This window comes from Catellatospora tritici (assembly GCF_019083965.1).
Classification (GTDB): domain Bacteria; phylum Actinomycetota; class Actinomycetes; order Mycobacteriales; family Micromonosporaceae; genus Catellatospora; species Catellatospora tritici.
Genome location: NZ_JAHRCY010000010.1, coordinates 212,931 through 235,170, shown reverse-complemented (window position 1 = coordinate 235,170; position 22,240 = coordinate 212,931). Strand labels below are relative to the sequence as shown.

General features: G+C 71.8%; 22 protein-coding genes. 12 read left to right on the top strand and 10 right to left on the bottom strand.

Going from position 1 to position 22,240, the window contains the following annotated elements; translation table 11 throughout:
* Positions 1-125 precede the first annotated feature (125 nt).
* Positions 126-647, top strand: a complete 522-nt coding sequence (locus KUA19_RS23675; protein WP_254550024.1) for a DUF4142 domain-containing protein — start codon at positions 126-128, stop codon at positions 645-647.
* Positions 648-701: 54 nt separating this feature from the next.
* Here KUA19_RS23675 and gnd read toward each other — a convergent pair whose 3' ends face one another.
* The gene (gene gnd, locus KUA19_RS23670) at positions 702-2,138 is read right to left on the bottom strand and encodes an NADP-dependent phosphogluconate dehydrogenase (RefSeq protein WP_217399054.1); all 1,437 of its coding nucleotides are present in this window, start codon (positions 2,136-2,138) and stop codon (positions 702-704) included.
* A 207-nt stretch (positions 2,139-2,345) separates the two neighbouring features.
* The gene (locus KUA19_RS44025) at positions 2,346-2,576 is read right to left on the bottom strand and encodes an ATP-binding cassette domain-containing protein (protein ID WP_217399052.1); all 231 of its coding nucleotides are present in this window, start codon (positions 2,574-2,576) and stop codon (positions 2,346-2,348) included.
* Between the two features lie 308 nt (positions 2,577-2,884).
* On the opposite strand from KUA19_RS44025, the gene KUA19_RS23660 reads away from it, so the two are divergent.
* The gene (locus tag KUA19_RS23660; protein ID WP_217399050.1) at positions 2,885-3,829 is read left to right on the top strand and encodes a sulfite exporter TauE/SafE family protein; all 945 of its coding nucleotides are present in this window, start codon (positions 2,885-2,887) and stop codon (positions 3,827-3,829) included.
* Between the two features lies 1 nt (position 3,830).
* Here KUA19_RS23660 and KUA19_RS23655 read toward each other — a convergent pair whose 3' ends face one another.
* A complete protein-coding gene (locus KUA19_RS23655; RefSeq protein ID WP_217399048.1) occupies positions 3,831-4,565 on the bottom strand; it encodes a neutral zinc metallopeptidase in 735 nt (244 codons plus the stop codon).
* A gap of 83 nt (positions 4,566-4,648) precedes the next feature.
* Between KUA19_RS23655 and KUA19_RS23650 the strand changes: the two genes are divergently transcribed.
* Positions 4,649-5,305 carry a class I SAM-dependent DNA methyltransferase gene (locus tag KUA19_RS23650; RefSeq protein WP_308167603.1) on the top strand — a complete coding sequence of 219 codons (657 nt, stop codon included), beginning with the start codon at positions 4,649-4,651 and terminating at the stop codon, positions 5,303-5,305.
* Positions 5,306-5,466: 161 nt separating this feature from the next.
* Here the strand turns inward: KUA19_RS23650 and KUA19_RS23645 are convergent, their stop codons facing one another.
* The gene (locus KUA19_RS23645; protein WP_217399044.1) at positions 5,467-7,494 is read right to left on the bottom strand and encodes a lipase family protein; all 2,028 of its coding nucleotides are present in this window, start codon (positions 7,492-7,494) and stop codon (positions 5,467-5,469) included.
* Positions 7,495-7,828: 334 nt separating this feature from the next.
* Here KUA19_RS23645 and KUA19_RS23640 point away from each other — a divergent pair, with 334 nt between their 5' ends.
* On the top strand, positions 7,829-8,167 hold the full coding sequence (locus KUA19_RS23640) for a hypothetical protein (protein WP_217399042.1): 339 nt from the start codon (positions 7,829-7,831) through the stop codon (positions 8,165-8,167).
* Positions 8,168-8,201: 34 nt separating this feature from the next.
* Here the strand turns inward: KUA19_RS23640 and KUA19_RS23635 are convergent, their stop codons facing one another.
* From KUA19_RS23635 to KUA19_RS23625, 3 genes are read right to left on the bottom strand one after another with little or no spacing between them, the layout of a single operon-like run.
* Entirely contained in the window at positions 8,202-9,428 is a 1,227-nt protein-coding gene (locus KUA19_RS23635) for an RNA polymerase sigma factor (RefSeq protein WP_308167602.1), read from the bottom strand.
* Between the two features lie 39 nt (positions 9,429-9,467).
* Positions 9,468-9,839, bottom strand: a complete 372-nt coding sequence (locus KUA19_RS23630) for a YciI family protein (protein ID WP_217399040.1) — start codon at positions 9,837-9,839, stop codon at positions 9,468-9,470.
* A 36-nt stretch (positions 9,840-9,875) separates the two neighbouring features.
* Positions 9,876-10,532, bottom strand: coding sequence for a DUF998 domain-containing protein (locus KUA19_RS23625; protein ID WP_217399037.1), 657 nt, complete (start codon positions 10,530-10,532; stop codon positions 9,876-9,878).
* 208 nt (positions 10,533-10,740) lie between these two features.
* On the opposite strand from KUA19_RS23625, the gene KUA19_RS23620 reads away from it, so the two are divergent.
* From KUA19_RS23620 to KUA19_RS23610, 3 genes are all read left to right on the top strand, one after another.
* Entirely contained in the window at positions 10,741-12,294 is a 1,554-nt protein-coding gene (locus tag KUA19_RS23620) for a hypothetical protein (RefSeq protein WP_217399035.1), read from the top strand.
* Positions 12,295-12,329: 35 nt separating this feature from the next.
* Positions 12,330-12,767 carry a hypothetical protein gene (locus KUA19_RS23615; RefSeq protein ID WP_254549960.1) on the top strand — a complete coding sequence of 146 codons (438 nt, stop codon included), beginning with the start codon at positions 12,330-12,332 and terminating at the stop codon, positions 12,765-12,767.
* Between the two features lie 72 nt (positions 12,768-12,839).
* Positions 12,840-13,445 (top strand): hypothetical protein, encoded by a 606-nt coding sequence (locus tag KUA19_RS23610; protein ID WP_217399031.1) that lies wholly within the window; start codon positions 12,840-12,842, stop codon positions 13,443-13,445.
* Here the strand turns inward: KUA19_RS23610 and KUA19_RS23605 are convergent.
* From KUA19_RS23605 to KUA19_RS23595, 3 genes are all read right to left on the bottom strand, one after another.
* Positions 13,408-15,291: an ABC transporter ATP-binding protein gene (locus tag KUA19_RS23605; protein WP_308167601.1), complete on the bottom strand. Its 1,884-nt coding sequence runs from the start codon at positions 15,289-15,291 to the stop codon at positions 13,408-13,410. The genes KUA19_RS23610 and KUA19_RS23605 overlap by 38 nt on opposite strands.
* A 132-nt stretch (positions 15,292-15,423) precedes the next feature.
* Positions 15,424-16,671: an extracellular catalytic domain type 1 short-chain-length polyhydroxyalkanoate depolymerase gene (locus KUA19_RS23600; RefSeq protein WP_217399027.1), complete on the bottom strand. Its 1,248-nt coding sequence runs from the start codon at positions 16,669-16,671 to the stop codon at positions 15,424-15,426.
* Positions 16,672-16,761: 90 nt separating this feature from the next.
* Positions 16,762-17,613 carry an alpha/beta fold hydrolase gene (locus KUA19_RS23595; RefSeq protein ID WP_308167600.1) on the bottom strand — a complete coding sequence of 284 codons (852 nt, stop codon included), beginning with the start codon at positions 17,611-17,613 and terminating at the stop codon, positions 16,762-16,764.
* 151 nt (positions 17,614-17,764) lie between these two features.
* Here KUA19_RS23595 and KUA19_RS23590 point away from each other — a divergent pair, with 151 nt between their 5' ends.
* From KUA19_RS23590 to KUA19_RS23570, 5 genes are read left to right on the top strand one after another with little or no spacing between them, the layout of a single operon-like run.
* Complete coding sequence (locus tag KUA19_RS23590) at positions 17,765-18,922, top strand: substrate-binding domain-containing protein (protein ID WP_217399023.1); 1,158 nt, start codon at positions 17,765-17,767, stop codon at positions 18,920-18,922.
* 3 nt (positions 18,923-18,925) lie between these two features.
* Complete coding sequence (locus KUA19_RS23585) at positions 18,926-19,675, top strand: ABC transporter ATP-binding protein (RefSeq protein WP_217399021.1); 750 nt, start codon at positions 18,926-18,928, stop codon at positions 19,673-19,675.
* Positions 19,672-20,358: an ABC transporter ATP-binding protein gene (locus tag KUA19_RS23580; RefSeq protein WP_217399019.1), complete on the top strand. Its 687-nt coding sequence runs from the start codon at positions 19,672-19,674 to the stop codon at positions 20,356-20,358. The genes KUA19_RS23585 and KUA19_RS23580 overlap by 4 nt, the downstream gene beginning before the upstream one ends.
* Entirely contained in the window at positions 20,358-21,212 is an 855-nt protein-coding gene (locus KUA19_RS23575) for a branched-chain amino acid ABC transporter permease (protein ID WP_217399017.1), read from the top strand. The genes KUA19_RS23580 and KUA19_RS23575 overlap by 1 nt, the downstream gene beginning before the upstream one ends.
* Positions 21,209-22,183, top strand: a complete 975-nt coding sequence (locus KUA19_RS23570) for a branched-chain amino acid ABC transporter permease (RefSeq protein WP_217399015.1) — start codon at positions 21,209-21,211, stop codon at positions 22,181-22,183. Before KUA19_RS23575 ends, KUA19_RS23570 begins: the two co-directional genes overlap by 4 nt.
* Positions 22,184-22,240 lie beyond the last annotated feature (57 nt).

The following is a 22,240-nucleotide window of genomic DNA, read 5'->3' as shown; positions in this document are numbered from 1 at the left end:
GCCCCGTCCGCCCGGTGGGGAGGGCGGGGCGCCAATGTTTTGCCTGGTCGGGGCTCGGGAACGGGTAGGACGGAGCATTCCGCGTCGCGGATGCCCGGCTCGGAGGGGGAACGGCCGTGAAGATCATGCGACGGATGTACCTGCTCGTCGCCGCACTCGCGCTGGCGGTGGTCGCCGCGCAGGCGCCCGCCTCGGCGGCGGTGGACCAGGACCAGGACTGGCTGAATTCATTGCACCAGGTGAATCTGACCGAGATCGCGTTCGGCAAGATGGCCGCCAACAACGCCGAGTCGCCGCAGGTGAAGCAGCTTGCCGCCGACTTCGCCAAGGGCCACCAGACGCTGGACGACGAACTCCAACAGGTCGCACAGCAGCTCAAGGTGAGCCTGCCGAACCTGCCCAACGAGCAGCAGCAGTTGGCGATCCAGAAGCTGGGCCTGCTGAACGGCGCCGCCTTCGACCAGCAGTGGTTCAACACGAACGTGGCCGGTCACCAGCAGGCGCTGCAGGCCGCCCAGAACGAGGTCAAGTCGGGTCAGCACCCGCAGGCCGTGGCCCTGGCCAACAAGGCGGTCGCGGCCATCGCGACGCACATCGCGGAGCTGAAGGAGATCGCCCCGCAGTTGGGGCTGCCGGTGCCGCAGTGAGCCGGGAGACCACCCGGCGGCCGGACCGGGTCCGACCGCCGGGTGGTTTCCCGCTCAGTCCTGCTCGACCTCGGCCTTGTCGTCGGTGGCCCACAGGGTGTGGAACACGCCGTCGGTGTCGACCCGCTTGTAGGTGTGCGCGCCGAACAGGTCGCGCAGGCCCTGGGTCAGCGCGGCGGGCAGGCGGTCGCGGCGCAGGCCGTCGTAGTAGGCCAGCGACGAGGAGAACACCGGCGCCGGGATGCCCAACTGCGCGGCCGTGGCCACCACGCGCCGCCACGCCGGGACGGCGTCGCCGATCGCCTTGGCGAACGCCGGGGCGAGCAGCAGGTTCGCGGGCGGGTTGTCGCCGGAGTACGCGTCGGTGATGTCGCGCAGCAGCGAGGCCCGGATGATGCAGCCGCCGCGCCACAGCGAGGCGATCGCGGCCAGGTTCAGGTCCCAGCCGTACTCCTTGGACGCCGACACCAGCATGTCCAGGCCCTGGGCGTAGCTGACCAGCTTGGACGCGTACAGCGCCTGGCGCACATCCTCGACGAACGTGTCGGACAGCTCCACCTTCGCCTCGTGCCCGGCCAGCACCTGCCGCGCCACCGGGCGCTGCGCCGACTGCGAGGACAGCGAGCGGGCGAAGACCGACTCGGCGATGCCGGTGACCGGCGAGCCCAGCTCCAGCGCGGCGATGACGGTCCAGCCGCCGGTGCCCTTCTGGCCCGCCTGGTCGACGACGACGTCGATGAACGGCTTGCCGGTCTTCGCGTCGACGTGGCCGAGCACCTCGGCGGTGATCTCGATCAGGAACGAGGACAGGTCGCCCTTGTTCCACTCGGCGAAGATCTTCGCCTGCTCGCCGGGCTCGATGCCGGCGCCGGAGCGCAGCAGGTCGTAGGCCTCGCCGATGACCTGCATGTCGGCATACTCGATGCCGTTGTGGACCATCTTGACGAAGTGGCCGGCACCGTCGGTGCCGATCCAGGAGCAGCAGGGCTGCCCGTCGACGTGCGCGGAGATCTTCTCCAGCATCGGCCCGAGCGACTCGTACGACTTCTTCGAACCGCCCGGCATGATGGACGGGCCCTTGAGCGCGCCCTCCTCGCCACCGGACACTCCCACGCCCACGAAGTGCAGGCCCTTGGTGGCCAGCGCGGCCTCGCGGCGGCGGGTGTCGTGATAGAGCGAGTTACCCGCGTCGATGATGATGTCGTCGGTGTCGAGCAGCGGGACCAGCTCCTCGATCACGTCGTCGACCGGCTTGCCGGCCTTGACCATGATCAGGACGCGGCGCGGGCGCTCCAGCGCGTCGACGAGGTCCTGCAGCGTCTCGGCGGCCACGAAGGTGCCCTCGTCGCCGTGCTGCTCGATCAGGGCGTCGGTGCGGGACCGGGTGCGGTTGTGCACCGCCACCGTGTATCCGTTGCGGGCCAGGTTGCGGGCCAGGTTGGCGCCCATCACGGCGAGCCCGGTCACACCGATCTGTGCTGCTGCTGTCATGCTGAAGACTCCTCAGCGCCAGGCAGCCGGGATCGGGTGCGCCTCGCTGCGCGCCACGGGCCGCGGCTCGCCGGCAGGGCCGTAGGTTCGATCTGAACGATCATCCTCATCCTAGTTTCCGGACTGCTGACCGCACCCCGACCGTCCCACTTTTCCGGCTTTCCCGCCACCGCCCCGGTGCTCACCGGCGGCACCGCGACGGTGGGCTCACGGCCGCAGACTGTTGGCGCGGGCCAGGGTCGGCTCGGGCGGCTCCCCGATCAGGTGCGGCAGCGTGGACTTGCCCGATCCGGACGGTCCGGTGACCGCCACCAGCGCACCAGGCGCGAGCTGCAGGCTCAGCCCGTTCGCAGCGGTGATCTCGACACCGCCGGTGCGGAACCGCTTGGTCGGCCCGGTGACGGCGACACTCGCGCCGGTGGGCGTCAGCGCGGTCATGGTCTACTCCTCCGCCAACATGCGGCCGCCACGTGAGCGCCGACCTGTCATTCCTGGACGACGCCGAGGAGGCCCTGCTGGGCGATGGCGCCGCCGCGCCGGCCGCCCTCCCCTCCCGCCGCGAGACCCCCCTGCGCGACCGGCGGTGCACGCCCCGGACAACCCCGCCCGCGGCCGACCGTGCTGGCCTGAACCCACCAGCCCCACCTGTCACTCTCGGCGACCACAAATCGGGATGAGCCGACCGCCCCGTGAGATGACCGCACCCGACACACGACATATCCCCCGGTCACAGGTACGGTCTTCTGATGGATCTCTGGGTCGGGGTGGGCGGCTTCGTCGTCGGCGTCATCGTCGGGCTCACCGGCATGGGCGGCGGCGCGCTGATGACGCCGCTGCTGGTGCTCGTGTTCGGGGTGGCCCCGCTGGCCGCCGTCTCCAGCGACCTCGTCGCCAGCGCGATCATGAAGCCGTTCGGCGGCGCCGTGCACCTGCGCCGCGGCACCGTCGACAAGGCCCTGGTCGGCTGGCTGTGCGCGGGCAGCATCCCGGCCGCCTTCGCCGGGGTGTTCATCGCCCGCGGGATGAAGGGCGACGGCCTGGAGCAGACCATTCAGTACGCGCTCGGCGGCGCGCTGCTGCTGGCCGCCTCCGGCCTGATCATCAAGGTCTACCTGGGCATCCGGACGCAGGGCCGCGCCGCCGCCGGACTCGCGGAGGTCGTCGCGGACGACCACGCTCCTGTTCGTGTACGCATAATTCCGACGGTTTTGGTCGGAATGATAGGCGGCCTGGTGGTCGGCGTGACCTCGGTCGGCTCCGGCTCCCTCATCGTGATCGCGCTGATGGCGCTCTACCCGCGTCTGCACCCGCACCGCCTGGTCGGCACCGACCTGGTCCAGGCCGTCCCGCTGGTCGCCTCCGCCGCCTTGGCCCACCTGCTGTTCGGCGACTTCAAGCTCGGGCTCACGGCCACCCTCGTCGCCGGAGCCGTGCCCGGTGTGCTGCTCGGCGCCGCCATCTCCACCCGCGCCCCCGCGGGCCTCATCCGCGGCGCGCTCACCGTGGTGCTGGTCGCCAGCGGCGCCAAGCTGCTGGGCGCGAGCACCCAGGCCGTCGGCGGGATCGCGCTGGCCCTGCTGATCGTCCTGCCCCTCGCCTGGATCCTGCTGCGCCGCGGCGCGGGCCTGCCCGCCCTGCCCAGCCGCACCCCGGCCCCGGCGGAGCCGGAACCGGTCGGCGTCAGCAACTAGGTCAGCTCAGGTCGCAGGCCTCCAACGAGTTCTCGTACCCGTTGAAGAACGCCTGCGACCGCTGCTGCGCCGTACCGTGCGCGCCCGGGGCGAACCACGGCTGGTCCGGGTCGTCGGCGACCGCGATCAGCCCGTTGCGCAGCTCGTCGAGATCGCCGTCGCCCAGCCCCAGCCGCGTGGAGCGCACCTCGTCGCCCAGGTACGCCCCGGCCATGCAGTCGGCCTGCAGTTCGTGGTCGATGGTGTACCGGTGCGTGACGTTGAGCCGGTCCTGGATCGCGTGCGCGTACTCGTGGCCGATCAGGTAGTACAGGAACGCGTCGCCGACCTGCCGGAACGCGGCCACGGCCCAGTCCGCGTCGTAGGCGATGAAGTCGCCGTCCGGGCAGTACGCGGCGTTGTTGGCGGGCATCGGCTCCCCGCCGCAGGCGACCTCACCCTCGCGCAGATACGGCAAGATCCGGCCCACCGGCCGGAACTCCAGCCCCGAGTCGGCGAACACCGCCGCCCAGTACTCCGCCGCCGTGTCGACCGCCGTCTCGGTGTCCTTCTCGAACTCGTCGACGGTCATGGTGCCGTCGACGTCCGCGCTCGGCTCGGCCGTGGGCCGGGTGCCGCCGCTGGTGGGGGCGGGTGCCGGGTCGGGGTCGGGCAGCGGCAGCGCGCCGCAGCCCAGGGTGAGGACGGCGGCCGCGGCGAGCGCGAGGGAGAGCAGGGTGCGGGGGCGGGTGGGCATCACGCCACTCCTTCGGTACGGGGGTGCTTCCGTCATACCCGATGGGCGCCACCGCACGCACGCGGCGGCTAGGCTGCTGCCCCGTGACCGACACCACCCATCTGGACCGTGCGCGCGCCGGCTATGACGCCGTCGCCGAGGACTACGCCGAGCTGTTCAGGGACGAGCTGGACCATCGGCCGGTGGACCGGTCGGTGCTGGCGCTGTTCGCCGAGCTGGTCCGCGAGTCGGGCGGCGGTCCGGTGGCCGACCTGGGCTGCGGGCCGGGCCGGATCTCGGGTCACCTGCTGCGGCACGGGCTCACGCCGTTCGGCGTCGACCTGTCCCCCAGGATGATCGACGTAGCCCGGCGTACCTACCCGGACCTGCGCTTCGACGTCGGCACCCTGACCGAGCTCGACCTGCCCGACGGTGAGCTGGCCGGGATCGTGGCCTGGTACTCGCTCATCCACACGCCGACCGAGCACCTGCCGAAGGTGTTCGCCGAGTTCCACCGGGTGCTCGCGCCCGGCGGGCACCTCGTCGTCGCCTTCCAGATCGGCACGCAACCGGTCCACCTCGACCGGGCGTACGGCCACGACGTGCCGTTCGACGTGTACCTGCGCACCCCCGAGCTGGTCGCCGACCTGCTCGCCGGAGCCGGGCTGCCCGTGCACACCCAGGTCCGGCGCGAACCCGGGCCGGGCACGCCGGAGAAGCGCTCGCAGGCGTACCTGCTGGCCACCAAGGCCGCAGCATGACCGGCCTAACTCCGCATCCGGTCGTCCGGCAGGCACACACGGCTTGGTCCTGGTAGCCGACCTATCGCCGCGCCGGTCAGGCAGGCGAGTCCCCAAGCCGGCCGTCCAGCCCTGTCGTTCGGACAGGGCTGGACGCTTCAAGGCGCTCGGGGACCTCGCGCTCAGGACCGCGCGGGCAGGCGGCTGGGGCGCAGGCCATGGAAAGGCCAGAACACTGCCCAGAGCAGGTACGTCGGCACGAGGAGGGCGACCAGCAGTTCCAGATAACTGAGGGTGTCGGTGAAGTGCGACCCCAACCATATGAAGGAGAAACCCAGCGCGAACACGTAGACCAGCCCGAACACCGAGCCGGTGAATCCTGGGCGGAAGCGCGGGCCGTCCGCGTCAGCACACAGGCGAAGGCTTTCCGTGTGGTGCCAGCTACGCCACGCGGCCCCCATGAGTCCGCTGAGTGCGGCATACACCGCGACACCCAGCACCGCGAGGACTATCGAGGCTCCGACGCCCGTGCCGAGCCAGGCCACTATCCAGCCGAAGCTCCAATGGTCCGCGGCCCAGTTTACGAACTTCGACAGCGGCGCATTGACTTCCCGCTCGACGAGGAGCCCGACCGTCGCGGCGGCGGTGACGGCGGCGACCAGGCGTGACATTGCCAGCGCCCGGACCCGTACGACGTGCGATTCCTCTGCGCGCTCGGAGTTCGGCGGGAGCGCTCCTGCCGTCTGCTCACTCAGGTCGAGCAGCAGCCTTGCGAGGGGTTGCTGAACCTGGGTGAGGTTCTGCGGGTACGTCGTGTGGTCGCTCAGGAAGGAGTTGCGGTTGGCAACCGGCGACTCCTCGGGGCCCGGTGCACCGAACTCGCGAGGTAGCGGGGTGTCCACCCAGACCAGCCGTTCGCCGCGAGGAAACCCGAGCAGCGAGGCGGCGATGAGGGTCGCCTCCCTGCGCTCCAGCGGCACCGTGACCGGTTCCGTCCCCGGGATGGCGACGGCCGTCTTGCTGATCGTGTAGCCCCTGGACATCCGCGCCTGCTCAACCAGGTCGTCGCTGCCGGCCCAGCACTCGGGGCCGCGTCCGGGCGTCCAGCGGAGCCTTCGGAGCCCAGCTGCCGATGTCGCTTCGAAGCCGCCGTCAGACGTGTGGTGCCAGACCGTCTCCACCAGTCTGTCCCGCACCTGCGCGGGGCTGTCGCCGAGCGGACCGGCCGGCACCAGGTCGAAAGACGTCCACACGTTGACCCAGTGCGGACAGCCCATGCTGCGCCACTGGTCGACGGATCGACCATCGTTGAGCAGGGTGGTGCCCGCGCCTACGGTGACGAGGTGGTCGGGCCAGGGCGCCAGGCCTTCCAGGAACGCACGGCAGGAGATGGCCGCGCCTTGAGAGTGCGCGACCACGACGACGCGTTTGGCCCGTGCGCGCGCCTCGGTGACGCGCTTGAGCACCTGCTCCCGCATGGCTGCCGCCTGGATGGCACGTTCCCGGTAGGCCTGCGCGTCACCGATGGAGGTCACCAAGTCGGCAACCAGCGGTTTCACCCGGCCGCCGAGCACGGGGACCCGCTGTAGCACGAGGAGCAAGCCGAGTGCGGCCACGGCTACGACTGCCAGTACTGGAGCCCCCACGAACAGGGCGACGGCCAGCAGGACGTACGGCGCCACAAGGGCGTAGAGCAGCACCCAGTAAAGCAGCAGCATCACCGCCCAGACCAGGGGTGTCACGAGTAGCCCGATACAGCCCGTCTCCCGGGGAAACAGCCTGCGAACCGTCGGCACGACCTGGTGCCTGATCACAAACCAGAGCAGTCCGGCCAGCGCGACCAATCCGCGGCGAGCGGCACGCCCGGTGAACTTCGCCGCCCAGCTCAGCACATCGGACGCCGAGGAGGGATGGAAGTCATCGGCCCACCGAGCTTCCGTCAGGAGCCAGCTTGCCTGGCGACCGTCGTCGCGGGTGACCTCGAGGATCACCTCCGCGCCGTCGCCATGGAGGTCCTTCGAGGACACGACGCGAGTCGCGAACCCGTGCGAACGTCCAGAATGTACGAGCAGCTCCTGAAGTGGCTCGGACCAGCTCAGCAACGTCGTCCCTTGCGCCTGGTCGCCGATCCCGTGCACGAACACGACCGCCACATCGCACTCACGCGGCCCGTCGCCCGCCACACTGCCCTGAGCCGCCGAATCCGCCACCGAGCCTCCATCAAGATCGACCGGGCGCCGCAGTCACCATATCGTCACCCGTTCGCCCTTCCAGCACAGTCGCCCGTCCGGCGGCAAGACATCCGTCTATCAGCGGATGCCGGCCTTCCGCCGCCACAGGTCCCACGCCGAGCGGGCCTGCCTATCGCCGCTCAGGCGATGCCGGTTCCTTTGTGGATGCCAAGGTCGACTGAACGGGAATCCGGCGCCTGAACCGGGGTTCGGGGCAGATTGAGCGGGGCAGGACAGAGACAATCGCGGTATGGCTGAGACCTCCGCTCCCGCAACCGTGCCCGGACCGGGCAGGCTGACTTACGCTGCCGCCGTGGCGAACCTGCTGCTGGTGGGCCTGTACCTCGTCGGCACCGTCGGCCGCCACGCGTACCTGGCCGGCAAGTACGGCTGGGACTCGCTGGACGCTTCGCACGATCCGAAGGACGTGCTGTTCACCGGACCGCTGCTCATCCTGCACGTGCTCGTGGTGATCGTCGCCCTGCTCGGCTGGCTGGTGATCGTCCCGCTGAGCGCATGGTCGGCCATGGCTGCCGTCGCCGCCCGGCGGGCCCACCCGCTGCTGGTCGCCTCGGCGCTGTCCGGAGTCGTCTACCTGGCGGTCAACCTGTCCCCGTACGGCGACCGGCTGCGGGTCTGGCTGCTGGACTAGTCGGCCGCGGCGCTCGCGGGAGGGGCACCGGCGATCAGGTGAGCGCGGCGGCGCGGGCCTGGAACAGCTCGCGCTCGCGGGCGTTGCGGGTCATGGCGGCGGCGCGCTCGAACTCCGCGCGGGCCTCGGCGGCGCGGCCGAGGCGGGCGAGCAGGTCGCCGCGTACCGCGGGCAGCAGCGCGTAGCCGGGCAGGGTGAGCGTGTCGACGATCCGCAGCCCCTCCTCGGCGCTTCCGGCGTTGGCCACCGCGACGGCCCGGTTGAGGTCGACGATCGGCGACGGCGAGACGTGGGCGAGCACCTCGTACAGGGCGGCGATGCGGGTCCAGTCGGTCTGTTCGGCGGTGGCGGCGCGGGCGTGGCAGGCCGCGATCTCCGCCTGCAGCGTGTACGGCCCGAACGTGCCCCCGGCCCGGCCCAGCGCATCCAGGCCGCGCCGGATCAGCAGCCGGTCCCATCGACGCCGGTCCTGGTCCTGTAGCAGGATCGGGGCACCGTCCGGCCCGGTGCGCGCCGGGGTGCGCGAGGCCTGCAACTCCATCAGCGCGACCAGCCCGTGCACCTCCGGTTCGGGCGGCGCGAGCGCGGCCAGGACCCGGCCCAGCCGCAGCGCCTCCTCACACAGGGCGGGGCGCATCCAGTCGTCTCCGGCCGTGGCCGCGTACCCCTCGTTGAAGATCAGGTAGACCACTTCCAGCACCGAGGCCAACCGCTGTGCCGCCTCACCCGGTGGTGGCAGCTCGATCGGCACCTCTTTCTCGGCCAGGGTCCGCTTGGCCCGGGTGATGCGCCGGCCCACGGTCGCCTCGGGCACCAGGTACGCCCGCGCGATCTCCTCGGTGGTCAGCCCGCCCAGCAGCCGCAGCGTGAGCGCCACCCGAGCCTCGGTCGACAGCACCGGATGGCAGGTGGTGAAGATGAGCCGCAGCAGGTCGTCACCGACGTAGTCGTCGAGTTCGGCGGCCAGGTCCGGGTCCTCGGCCTCCGGGGTGGCCCGCCCGACCTCCGCCAGCTTGCGCCGGTACGTGCTCTGCCGCCGCAGCAGGTCGACGGCGCGGTGCTTGGCGGTGGCCATCAGCCAGGAGCCCGGGTGCTCGGGCACTCCGCCCTCGGCCCACTGCTCCAGCGCGATGACGAACGTGTCCTGCGCCAGCTCCTCGGCCAGCCCCACGTCGCCCACCAGCCGCGCCAGGGCGGCGACGATCCGGGCGGACTCGATCCGCCAGACCGCCTCCACGACGCGACGAGGATCGGTAGCCACGGCTACCGATCCTCGCACGGGTGCGGTGATACCCCCAGTTCAGGCTGGGGGTCCGAAGTCCTCCGGTCCGAAGACCTTCAGCACCTCGGCCTCCCCCTCCCACTCCGGCCACAGGTCGCGGTGCAGACCCAGGAACCGCGAGGCCCACTCGACGGCCTCCTCCCTCGAGCGCACCTGGTACAGCGCGTAGCTGATCGTCTCCTTGGCCTCGGCGAACGGGCCGTCGGTGACCGACAGCGCCCCGCCGTACAGGCCGACCCGGGCTCCGGCCCCGCTCGGGGCCAGACCGGCGGTGTCCAGCAGGGCACCGGCGGCCGACGCCTCGGCGCCGAGCTTGAGAATGGCGTCCATCAGTCCGGGCGGCGGTGGGGTGTCGGGACGGTGGCCTTTGAGCAGCATGAGGTAGCGCATGACGTGATCCTCCTGGATGTTTCGATGGTCGGTGACTCAGGCGGCGTTGCGGTAGTAGTGGACGCTGACCGTGGCCAGCCAGGCCCAGGCGGTCGCCACGGCGGCGAGGAAGGCCAGGGTCGTCGGGCCGTGCGAGCCGCCGGCGATGCCCGCGAACCCGGCCAGGAACACCACGCCGGTGATCCGCGAGAACCAGGCCAGGCCGCGCTCGCCCGCCCGGGCGAAGCCGCGCGCCAGCACGAAGCAGGCCGCGACGAGGCAGCCGAAACCGATCCCGCCGAGCATGAGATGCAGCATGCCGTGCCAGCTGATGGTGCCGGTCTCGGGCGCGCCGACGGGGAAGCCCTGGACCGCGTCGGCGTGGAAGATCCCGGCGCCGACCAGGCTCAGGCCGTACCCGGTGAGCAGGAGCGGGGCCCAGAAGCGGCGACCCTGCGGCAGGGCGCGGCGCAGCCCGACGGCGGCTGCCACGGTCATCAGCCCGGCCACGACGAAGTTGGCGACCTGGATCCAGCCGCCCTCGCCGTTTGCCAGCAGGCTCCAGGCGTGGCGGGACAGGTCGAAGCCGTCGCGGGTCAGCGCCTGGGCCAGGCCGACCACGAGGTAGCTCGGACCGGCGATCACGCCGTACCCGAGCAGCGACTTGGTGATCCGGACCGGCAGTGGCGGGCAGGTGGCGGTAGCGGTGGTCATCTCGGTTCTCCTTCGGTTTCGTTGCCTACACCTGCTCCTCGAACGGCCGACACCGGATCCGACACACCCTTCCAAGATTTTTTCGAGGGTACGAAATCCCAGGTCGGAATCTGCTGGCACCGCCGGCACGGCCTCGGCCATCCTGTTGCTCTGCTCTGCTCTGCTCTGCTCTACCGCCGCAGCCGCCCATCCATGGAGCCAGTCGCCGATGACCGACCCCCGCCCGCCTGACCCCGACCCGGCGCCGACCGGGCCGCGCTCCACCGAGGACCTGGCCCACCTGCGCTGGAGGCTGGCAGGCAATCCGGCCCTTCCGTCGGCCGTCGTCGACCGGCTCATCGGCCTGGCCGACGATTACATCGGGTACGAACTGGCCGACCGCACGGACCTCAGCCGCGATCAGGTGCTGCGCCTGGCCCGCCACGGCGGCGCTCCGATCGCGATCCGGCTGCTGCAACGCGGCCTGCTGACGCCCGAGGAGGTCGACGACTCCGATCCGCGCATCCTCGTCGCCCTGGCCGACCTGGGCCCGATCGCCGCCGACCGGGTCCGACCGGCGGCGACCAGCCCCGACCCGGCCGTCCGGGCGGCGCTCGCCGAGACGGCGCACCTTCCCACCGAGCTGCTGGCGCTGCTCGCCGAGGACCGGGACCTGGACGTCGTGGTCGAGGCGGCCTCGTCGCCCCGGCTGACCGACGCGCTGGCCGAGACGCTGGTGGCGCACCCGCATGTCAGCGTGCGCCGCGCTCTGGCCTGCAACGAGCGGACGCCGGTCCACCTGCTCGTCGCCCTGGCCGACCGGGCCTTGCCCGCCGCCGAGCACTGCCCCGTCTGCGACGGCACCGCGAACCCGATCGCCGAGTACTGGACCTGCGACGGCAGCCACGGCAGCGCCCTGGATGAACTCGACTTCGCGCTGGTGCTCAACCCGCACACCCCGGCCGAGACGGTGTGCCGCTTCGCCACCCACCCCGACATGCACCTGCGATGGCGGCTCGCGGAACGCGACGACCTGCCGCAGGAGGTCTACCGGTTGCTCGCCCGCGACCCGATTCCCGGCGTACGCAGCGATCTCGCCGAGAACCCCGCCATCGGCGAGGACATCATCCGGGAATTGGCCGCCGATCCCTTCCCCAACGTGCGCCGCCTGCTGGCCCACAACCCGGCGGTGCCCCTGGACGTCCTGACCGAGCTGGCCGGATCGGCGAAGATCGGCCCTACGCTGCTGCCGCGCGTGGCAGCGGCGACGGAGGCCGAGATCGAGGCCCTCGCCACGTCCCGCAATCCGGTCGCCCGGATGCTGGCCGCCGAACGACGCGACCTGTCGCCACGGCTCGTCGACCAGCTCGCCCAGGACGCCGACGCGAGGGTGCTCAAGTCCGTCGCGGACAACCCCATGGTGGCGGTGTCGCGCATGTGGGAGATGGCCACCGGTCACGGGCCGCGCGTCGCGGCGCGGCTGGCGCAGAATCCGGCCTGCCCGCCGGACCTGCTGCTGCACCTGGCCGAGTGCAGCCCGCCGGCCCGAAAGGCGCTGCGCCACATCGCCGAACATCCCCACGCACCGGCGGCGGCACTGCTGATCTGCCTGGCCGACGAGAAGGCACGCGCGTACGCCGCAGGTCATCCGGCCCTGCCCCCGCACACGATCGTCGAACTGCTGGCCGACGCCGACCTGTCGGTCGCGGGCGACGCGGCCGCCAACCCCGCCCTGCCGGTGTCCGCAATGCACGATCTCACGAGGAGCGATCCTCTGGCATGATCTGCCGGGTGAACCCCTCTTACCCTGGCCCCGTCATGCCCTACGCCGCCTACCAGGTGCCCGTGCCGCTGCCCGAGGGGCACGGCGTCATCGTGGCGAGCTTCAACCGCGGGCCGTACCTCGTCTCGGCCGCGGCCACCTCCCGCCTGAAGATCGACGGCCGCGACGTGCCGTTCGGCTCGGAGGGCACCTACCACGTCGTGGTCCCGGCCGGACCGCACGAGGTGAAGGTCACCGACTTCATCGGCATGCCGATGATCAAGACGCGGCTGACGGTGCAGCCGGGCGCGGCCCACCAGCTGAACTTCCGGTTCGGCGGCTGGCGCAACCGGGTGCGTGACGGCCACGGCACCGACGTGACCACCTTCGGGCTGTGGTCCAACTACCTGATCATGCTGATCACCCTGGGTGTCGGCGTGCTGTGCTGCGGCGGTGCCTCCGTGCTGGCCGCCCTGGCGAACACCTCCAGCTGATCGCGCACTCCGGCCGGACCGCACGGGCACGTCTGCGAAGCTGACCGTGCGGCCGGACGGAGGGGGCACGAGATGCGGGGATTCGCGCGGCGGGAGTTCGTGTTCATGCTGCTGCGCCGCATGGACGACTACCAGCCGGAGCTGGTCCAGGCCGCGTACACGGGCCTCGGTGCCGCCCGTGCCGACTACCTCGCCGCCCACCACCGCTGGCAGCAGCTGCTGCGCTCCCGGCGCAGCCCGCGAGGGCTGGACCTGTACCACGCCACGATCGGCCCACCGGACGCCGAGCGGCCCGTGCCGTTCGGCGACCTGACGCTGACCGCGTACACGTGGACGCTGCCGGGTCCGTGGCCGGAGCTGCGCTGGGAGGCGACCGTCGGCACCGACGGCTTCGTCCTGCACGCCTGGCTGGTGCGCGCCGCGTCGTCGTCCCGGCCCGCGCTGCGCGGACCGGACCGGATCGCCCCCTGGTCGGCGGTGGTCGACGACGTGCTCGGGGCTTACCCGGGCGCCCGGCAGCTCGACCCCGAGGTGCCCAGCCGCTGGGTGGTGCGCACCCGGCACGAATACGACCTGGTGTTCGTGCACGGCCTCTACCAGGTCGGGCACCCGGCCGGGGCGAGCACCCCGTCCCGGCCGCCTAGGGCTGGGCCTGGTAGCCGCTGGCCTGCAGGGTGAACAGCTCCGCGTACCGGCCGCCGAGGGCCATCAGCTCGTCGTGGGTGCCCGACTCGACCAACTTCCCCTCGTGCAGCACGTGGATGGCGTCGGCGAAGCGTACGTTGGCCAGCCGGTGCGTGATCAGCACGATGATCCGTTCGGGGTGGCGGCGCAGCTGGGCGAAGAAGGCGTGCTCGGCCTTGGCGTCCAGGGCCGAGGACGGCTCGTCGGCGATCAGGATGGTGGCGTCGCGGTAGATGCCGCGTGCGGCGACCAGCCGCTGCCACTGCCCGCCGGACAGGTCCTGCCCCTCCTTGAACTCCTTCGACAGCAGCGTGGCGTAGCCGTGCGGCAGTTCGGTGATCATGTCGTGCGCGGCGGCGGCACGGGCCGCGCCCTCGGCGCGCTCATGGTCGTACTCGATGTCGTGCCGTCCGATGTGGAGGTTCGCCTGCACGCTGAACGGGAACTTGTAGTACGACTGGCTGATCATCGCGACCTGCGCGGCGGCCTGGTCGGGGTCGAGGTGGTTCAGGTCGACGCCGTCCCAGGCCACGGTGCCGCCATTGGGGCGGTACAGGCCCGCGAGCAGCATGGCCAGGGTGCTCTTGCCGGAGCCGTTCTCGCCGACCAGCGCGATGACCTGACCCCGGTGCAGCGTCATCGACACCTGGTCGAGCGCGGGCCGCTGGGCCCCGAGGTAGGCGAACGACACCTGCTCGACCCGCACCTGGTCGACCCGCTCGACGGCGGCGCTGCTACCGGCCTCGGGCACCCGTTCGGCGGCCCGGCGCAGGAAGGCGCGGAAGTCGGTGTAGTACAGGGCGTCCTCGTACAGCCGGTTGATCGAGTACGTCGTGGTCTGCAGGCTCGAGCTGGCCGCCTGCACGGCGAACAGCGCAGTCGCGGCCGCCGCCAGCGGCACCAGGCCGCCCATCAGCAGGAACGCGAGCAGCGCGTACATGCCCGCGCTGGCCAGGCCGGTGAGTCCGGCCCCGACCGCCCGCATGACGGTCTGCTCGCCCGCGAGCTGTAGCGACAGCCGGGTCTCGGCACCCATCAGCGTGCGGTACTGCCCGAGCAGGTAGTCGCGCATCTGGAAGGCGCGCAGCTCGGCGGCGGTGTAGCGGTTGGCCAGCAGCACGGCGAGCATCCAGGCGCGGCGACGCCGGTCGTAGTGCTTGAGCATCAGCAGGTATTCGCGCCGGGCCACCCGGATCGCGGTGACGGCGGTCGGCGCCCCGGCCACCAGCAGGCACGGCAGCAGCAGCGGCGCGATGACCGCGACCGCGGCTCCGGCGGCGGCGATACCGACCACCCCGGTGATCAGGTCGACGGTCGAGTCGACGATCCAGGCCGACTCGCGCATGCCCCGGTCCCGGGCGCGGTCCATCTCCTGGGCGAAGCCCGGGTCGTCGAAGGCGGCGAGGTCGACGCGGGTGGTGGCCTCGTACATCTGCATCTCGACCTGGAGGTCGATCTGCGGCCGCAGCCGACTCTGGGCCCAGCCCGCGGCGATGCCGAGCGCCCCGCGCGCGGTCACCGCGGCCGCGGCCCAGCACAGCGCGGGCAGCGCGGCCCGGACCCGTTCCGGCGTCGGCCCCTCGCTGAACAGGTTGGCCAGCACGTTGCTGGTCGCCAGCAGCCCGAACGTGGTCATCGACCCGGCGAGCAGCTGCAGCCCGATGGCGGCGACAGTGTCGCGCGGGTTGGCCGCCCAGGCCAGCCGCAGCGACTCGCGGACCAGCGCGGGCAACCGCCGCGCCACCGCCCAGAACCCCGTTTTGGCGAACGCCTCCGCGTGGACCATCCAGTCCTCGGCTGCCAGCTCCGGCAGCGCCGCGACCCCCTGCGACTCCGTCACGCCCGGCACGCTACCGCCCGACGACCCTCCACACCGGACGCGACGCGCGGAGGTCAGCCGGTCGTGCGGTTTCGGGGAAAGTGCCGGCATCGAAGCCTGAGTTCGCGCACTTTCCCCGAAGCCGCAGTCATCTCAGCACTGGCCGTCGGCGAGGACGTAGTAGTTGGGGCCGGTCTGGCGCAGGGTGTGGATGACGGCCACGTTCCACAGGCCCATGGCCTGGTTGGAGCCGTTGGCGTAGGTGTAGCCGCCGCTCTGGTGGGCACGCCCGGCCGTGGTCTGGGCGTAGTTGCTGGCGGTGAAGCAGGGCTGGTTGGTCGGGCTGGGGCTGGGCGACGCGCTCGGCGAGGCGGACGGGCTGGGCGCGGGCGAGGCGCTGGCCGACGGGGACGGCGCCGGGCCGCCGGTGGCCAGGCCCCAGTCCTGGGCGATGCGGTACGACGAGCAGATCGAGTCCAGGAAGTAGGCGGCCGCCGCCCCGCACTGGTCCACGCCGCTGCCCGGGTCGACCGGCGTGCCGTGCCCGATGCCCTGCACCCGGTAGGTGATCACCTGGCCGGTGCCGTACACGGTGCGGGTGGTGCTGGCGGGCAGGCTGCTGGTGCCGGTGGCGGTGGTGCTGATGCCGTGCACGTTGACCCACTGGTCGCGCAGCTCGTCGGCGTTGGCGGGCACCACGGTCGTGTCCGAGCTGCCCGCCCAGATCGACACCTTCGGCCACGGCCCGGGGTAACCGGCGTAGGCGTTGCGCACCAGGTCGCCCCACTGCGTCGGGGTCTTGCTGACCGCGCCGTACATGCAGGTGTAGGCGCTGGAGGTGTCGGTGGCGCAGCGGTACGCCAGCCCGGCGACCACCGCGCCGCCCGCGAACACGTCCGGGTACGTGGCGAGCATGACCGAGGTCATCGCCCCGCCCGCCGACAGCCCGGTCACGTAGATCCGCGCGGCGTCACTGCCGTAGTTGGTCTTGGCGTAGTCGACCATCTGCTTGACCGACAGCGCCTCGCCCTGCCCGCGGGTGGCGTCGCTGGGCTGGAAGAAGTTGAAGCAGGAGTTGGCGTTGTTGGCCGAGCTCTGCTGCGGCAGCACCAGGGCGAAACCGTAGAGGTCGGCGTACTTCTGCCAGCCGGAGTTGGCGAAGTAGTCGTTGGCGGTCTGGGTGCAGCCGTGCAGGGCGACGACCAGCGGGGCACCGGTGGGCAGGCCGGTGGGCCGGTAGGCGTACATGGACAGGGCACCGGGGTTGCTGCCGAAGCCGGTGACCTGGGTCAGGGTCGCGGCGGCCTGGGCGGGCGCGATGGCGACGGCGGTCGCGGCGGTCGCGGCGGCCAGGGCCGCGACGCCGGTCAGCAGAGTGGTGAACCAGCGGGGACGGGTCATGGCCCGGAAACTACGACCGCCGTTAACCTCGCCGAAATGGGTGCGAACCACATGTTCCGGACGCCGATTGTGGCGCCGGTCACAACCTGATCAGCGTTGGACCAGCTCGCGGATGTGGGCGGCCACCACCGCCGCGCCCTGCTCCCCGATCAGGATCGTGTAGTGGTTGACGTCGGGTACCAGCTCGTTCGGGACCTCGGCCAGCGTCTCGGCGCGGTACAGCCCCGTCGGCTCGTCCAGCAGCCCGCGCGGCGCCCACAGCACCTTGATCGGGCAGGTCACCGTCCGGTACGCCGTGGTCGTCGGCTCGTGCACCAGCGTGTCGCTCGCGTCGGCCCGGATCGCCTCCACGTTGCACGACGGCCGGTCCCCATGCAGGTCCCGCAGCGCGTACGCCTCGATCGCCGCCGACCAGTACGGCCCCAGCGCCGGGTGCTCCGACCAGAAGTCCAGGTAGGCGTCCACGGTCGGGAACACCATCGACAGGCGCTTCATCGCCGGGCCGATGACCGCCAGCAGCAGCGCGTCGATGTCGACCCCGGCCGGGATGCCGAACGCCACCCCGCCGTCGACCAGCAGCACCGACGACACCCGGTCCGGGTACATCACCGCGGTCAGCGCCGCGACGAACCCGCCCATCGAGTGCCCGACCAGCACCGCCCGCTCCACGCCGAGGTGGTCCAGCAGCGCGACCACGTCGGCGGCGTGCGCGGCCAGCCCGTACGGCCCCGGCAGGCCCGCGCTGCCCGCCCGGCCGCGCAGGTCCGGGGCGACCAGGTCGATCACGCCGCCGAGCTTCTCGGCGAGCACGGCGTAGGACAGGGCGTTGGCGGTGATGCCGTGCAGGGCCACTACAGTCGGGCCTTCGCCGGGCCAGCGGCACACCCGCAGGCTGCCGCCCGCGACGGCGACGTCGAACTCGTCTGGCTGGAGGAGGGTCACGTGGGGCAACCGTACGGATCTCTCCGCACGCGCGCGATGGGTTGCGACCCACACCATCGGGGGGTGCGGTGTGGTGGCGGACCACATGGCCGCCTGGTGGCGGCGTCCATAGCGTGGCGTGGACCACAACGGTAACCAAGGAGACCCCGATATGAAACGGCGACTCGTCATTCTCGCCACCGCGTCGGCGCTCGCCCTGGCGGCCTGCGGCAGCCCGCAGGACGCGGCGACCCCGCAGGGCGGGAAGGTGTCGGTCGGGCTGGTTTACTCCCAGACCGGCGCCCTGGCCAGCTACGGCAAGCAGTACATCGACGGCTTCAAGGCCGGGCTGGCGTACGCCACCAACGGCACCAACAAGGTCGGCGACCGCACCATCGAGCTGCTCGAGTCCGACGACGCGGGCGACCCGGCCAAGGCCGTCTCGGCGGTCAAGGACCTCGTCGGCAAGGGCGTCAAGGTCATCGCCGGCTCCACCGGTTCGGGCGTGGCGCTCCAGGTCGCCCCGCTGGCCGCGCAGAACAAGGTGCTGTTCGTCTCCGGCCCGGCCGCGACCGACGGCATCACCGGCGTCAACAAGTACACCTTCCGCTCGGGCCGCCAGTCCTACCAGGACGTGCTGGCCGCGAAGTCGTTCATCGCCGACCCGGCGGGCAAGAAGGTGCTGGTCTTCACGCAGGACACCGCCTTCGGCAAGGCCAACGAGGCGGCGGTGACCGCCGTGATCGGCGGCGCGGGCGCCACCGTGACCGCGCTGGAGGTCCCGGCGAGCGCGACGGACTTCACCCCGTTCGCCAGCCAGGTCGTCAAGGCCAAGCCGGACCTGCTGTTCGTGGCCTGGGCGGGCACCACCGCCAGCGCCATGTGGCAGGCCCTGGACCAGCAGAACGTGCTGGCCAGCACGCTGGTCGTGACCGGTCTGGACCAGAAGGCGTCGTACCCGACCTTCGGCAAGGCCGGTGACCGAGTCTCCTTCCTGTCGCACCACTTCCCCGGCGCGACCGACAACGCGGTGGCCAAGGCGGCGGCCGCGGCCGTGCCCGGCGGCCTGGACCTGTTCACCCCGGACGGCTTCAACGCCGCCCAGATGATCGTGCACGCGCTGCAGGCCGGCGACGACGTCGAGAAGATGATCGCCGCGCTGGAGGGCTGGAGCTTCGACGGCATCAAGGGTGCGATGACCATCCGCAAGGAGGACCACGCGCTGCTGCAGCCGATGTTCCAGGTGAAGCTGGTCGGCGGCGCGCCGCAGCTGGTCAAGGCCCTCAACCCGGACGAGGTCGCCCCGCCGGTGGCCGCGATGAAGTCCTGACCAATGCCGGTCCTCAGCACAGACGCGCTGACCTGGCGCATCGGTGAAGTCTCGATCGTGGACGGAGTCACGGTCGAGCTTCACCCCGGCGAGTTCCTCGGCGTCATCGGCCCCAACGGCGCCGGCAAGACCTCGCTGTTCAACCTGATCTCAGGGCTGCACCCGGCCACCTCCGGCCGGGTGCACCTGGCGGGGCGGGACATCACCCGCCTGACCCCGCACGCCCGAGCCCGTCACGGGCTCGGGCGCACCTTCCAGTCCTCCTCGGTGTTCGGCTCGCTGAGTGTGCGCGAGAACGTAAGACTGGCCGTCCAGGCCAGGGCGGGTGGTTCCAGCTCGCTGTGGCGGCGGGCCGACTCGTACCGGGAGGTGGCCCGCCGGGCCGACGAGTGCCTGGACACGGTCGGGCTGCTACCCCGCGCCGACATCGACGCCCGCACCCTGTCGCATGGCGAGAAGCGGGTGCTGGAGATCGCGCTGCTGCTCGCGGGCGAACCGGCCGTGATGCTGCTGGACGAACCGATGGCCGGGGTCGCCTCGGCCGACGTGCCCGCCCTCGTCGAGGTGATCCGGCAGGTGTCCGGCACCGGCGACCGGGCCGTGATCATGGTGGAGCACCACATGCACGTCATCCTGGACCTGGCCGACCGGCTGGCGGTCATGCACCACGGCGCGCTGCTGGCCTGCGGCACCCCCGACGAGGTCATGGCCGACCCCGTCGTGCAGGAGGCATACCTCGGGGAGGCGTTGTGATCCTCGACGTACACGATCTCGACGTACACCTGTCGGGCCTGCACATCCTGCAGGGCGTGAGCTTCGGCGTCGCCCCCAGCGGGGTCACCGCGCTGCTGGGCCGCAACGGCGCCGGGAAGACCACGACGATGCGGGCGCTGGTCGGGCTCAACCCGAGCACCGGGCGCGTGCTGTTCGACGGCGCCGACCTGGCCGGGCAGCGGACCCACGAGCGGGTCCAGGCGGGCCTGGGCTACGTGCCGGAGGACCGTTGCGTGTTCGCCGGACTGACCGTGACCGAGAACCTGCGGCTGGCCGCGCGCGGCGAGACCGACCTCGACCTCGTCTACAACCTGTTCCCCGAGCTGCTCAAGCGCGGGCAGCAGAAGGCGGGTTCGCTGTCGGGCGGGCAGCAGCAGATGCTGGCCCTGGGCCGGGTGCTGCAGAACCGCAACCGGCTGCTGCTGGTCGACGAGCCCACCAAGGGCCTGGCGCCCAAGGTGGTCACCGAGGTGGCCGAGGCCCTGGAGCGGGTCGCGGCCACCGTGCCGGTGCTGCTGGTCGAGCAGAACCTCGCGGTGGTACGCCGCCTCGCGGGCACCGCCGTGGTGCTCGCCGCGGGCAGCGTCGCCTGGACCGGCGACGCCAAGCACCTGCTCGGCGACGCCGAGCTGACCACGTCTCTGCTCGGGGTGGGCCGCTGATGTCGACGATCGTCCTGCTGACCGTCACCGGTCTGGGCCTGGCCGCGCTGTACTTCCTGGTCGCCTCCGGCCTGTCGCTGGTGTTCGGCCTAGCCGACGTGCTCAACTTCGCGCACGGCCTGTTCCTGTCCGTCGGCGCGTACGCCACCTGGTGGGCCGCCGACTTCATGCCCGTCGAGGCGGCCGTGCTCGTCGGCGTGGCCGCCGGGGTCGTCACGGCGGTCCTGGTCGAACTGGTGCTGATCCGGCCGCTGTACCGGCGCACCATCGAACAGGTGCTGGTCACCGTCGGCCTGTCGCTGGCCGGGGTGGCACTGCTGCAGTCGGTGTTCGGCGCCGACCCGCGGCCGTTCCCCCGCCCGGCCTGGACCGAGGGCGTGGTGTCGGTGTTCGGCGCCCGCATCCCGGCCGACCGGTTCCTGCTCATCGGGGCCGCGGTGCTGGTGTTCCTCGCCCTGGCCGCGTTCCTGCGCTACACCCGCTACGGCCTGATCGTGCGCGCCGGGGTGGAGAACCGGGAGATGGTCACCGCCCTGGGCATCGACGTGCGCAAGGCGTTCACGCTGGTGTTCGCCATCGGCGGCGCCGCCGCGGCGCTGGCCGGCTCGCTGGCCGGGATCTACTTCAGCACCGTCTCCCCCACCACCGGCGGCTCGCTGCTCATCTTCGCGTTCATCGTGGTGGTCATCGGCGGTATGGGCTCGGTGCCCGGCTCGGCGGTCGCCGCGATCCTGGTCGCGCTGCTGCAGCAGTTCGTGAACTACTACGGCGGCTCCGGGGCCGGCGACGTGTGCGTGGTCGCACTACTGGCCGTCGTCCTGCTCTGGCGCCCGAAGGGATTGGCGAGAGCATGAGGCGATGGTGGCCCCTGGGCCTGGCCATACTGCTGGCGCTGCTGCCGTACGGGCAGGCGTTCAACGCGCCGGGAACACTGAACCTGCTGGCGCTGTGCCTGGTCTTCGCGGGCCTGGCCGCGGGCTACGACCTGCTGTTCGGCCGCACCGGCCTGCTGTCGTTCGGGCACGCGCTGTACTTCGCGATCGGCGCGTACCTGACCGTGATCCTGATGAACCACGGGTTCGCGCTGCCGGTGGCGGCGCTGCTCGCGATGGTCGCCGGGACCGTGGTCGCGGCGCTGCTCGGCGCGGTGGCGCTGCGCGTGGACGGAATCGCGTTCTCGATGGTGACGCTGGCGTTCGCGCAGGTCGGCGCGATCATCGTGGCCCGGGACCCGGGCGGGCTGACCGGCGGCGAGGAGGGCGCCACCATCGCCAAGGGCATGCCCGACGCGCTGGTGGGGGTCGTCAACACGGTCAACCTGTACTGGCTGGCGCTGGCCTACCTGGTGGTGGTGCTGGTGGTGCTGCACCGGGTGGGCCGGTCGCCGGTCGGGCGGGTGCTGTCGGCGATCCGCGACGACGCACGGCGGGTCGGGGTGCTGGGGCTGTCGCCGTACCGGTACAAGCTGATGTCGTTCGTGCTGGCCGGAGCCCTGGCCGCGCTCGGCGGCACGGTGTACGTCCTGGTCGTCGGCGGCGCCGCCCCGCACCTGGCCTCCTCCGACCTCACCCTGACCCTGCTGGTCATGGTGGTGCTCGGCGGGCCGGGCAGCCGATTCGGCCCGGCGCTGGGCGGCGCGCTGTTCACGTTCCTGGACTACCAGCTCACCGACTACGCCACGGACCTGCCCGGCCCGCTGGCGCAGCCGATGTTCGTGCTCGGCGTGGTGTTCATCCTGGCCGTGTACTTCTTCCCCGGCGGGCTCGCCCGCATCGGGGTGACGCTGCCCGTATGGCTGCGCCGCCCCGTACGCCAGGAGGGATGACCCGGCCTCCGCCGACGGCGAGAGGTGGCGCGCGGTCCGGTCGACAGCCGGGCCGCG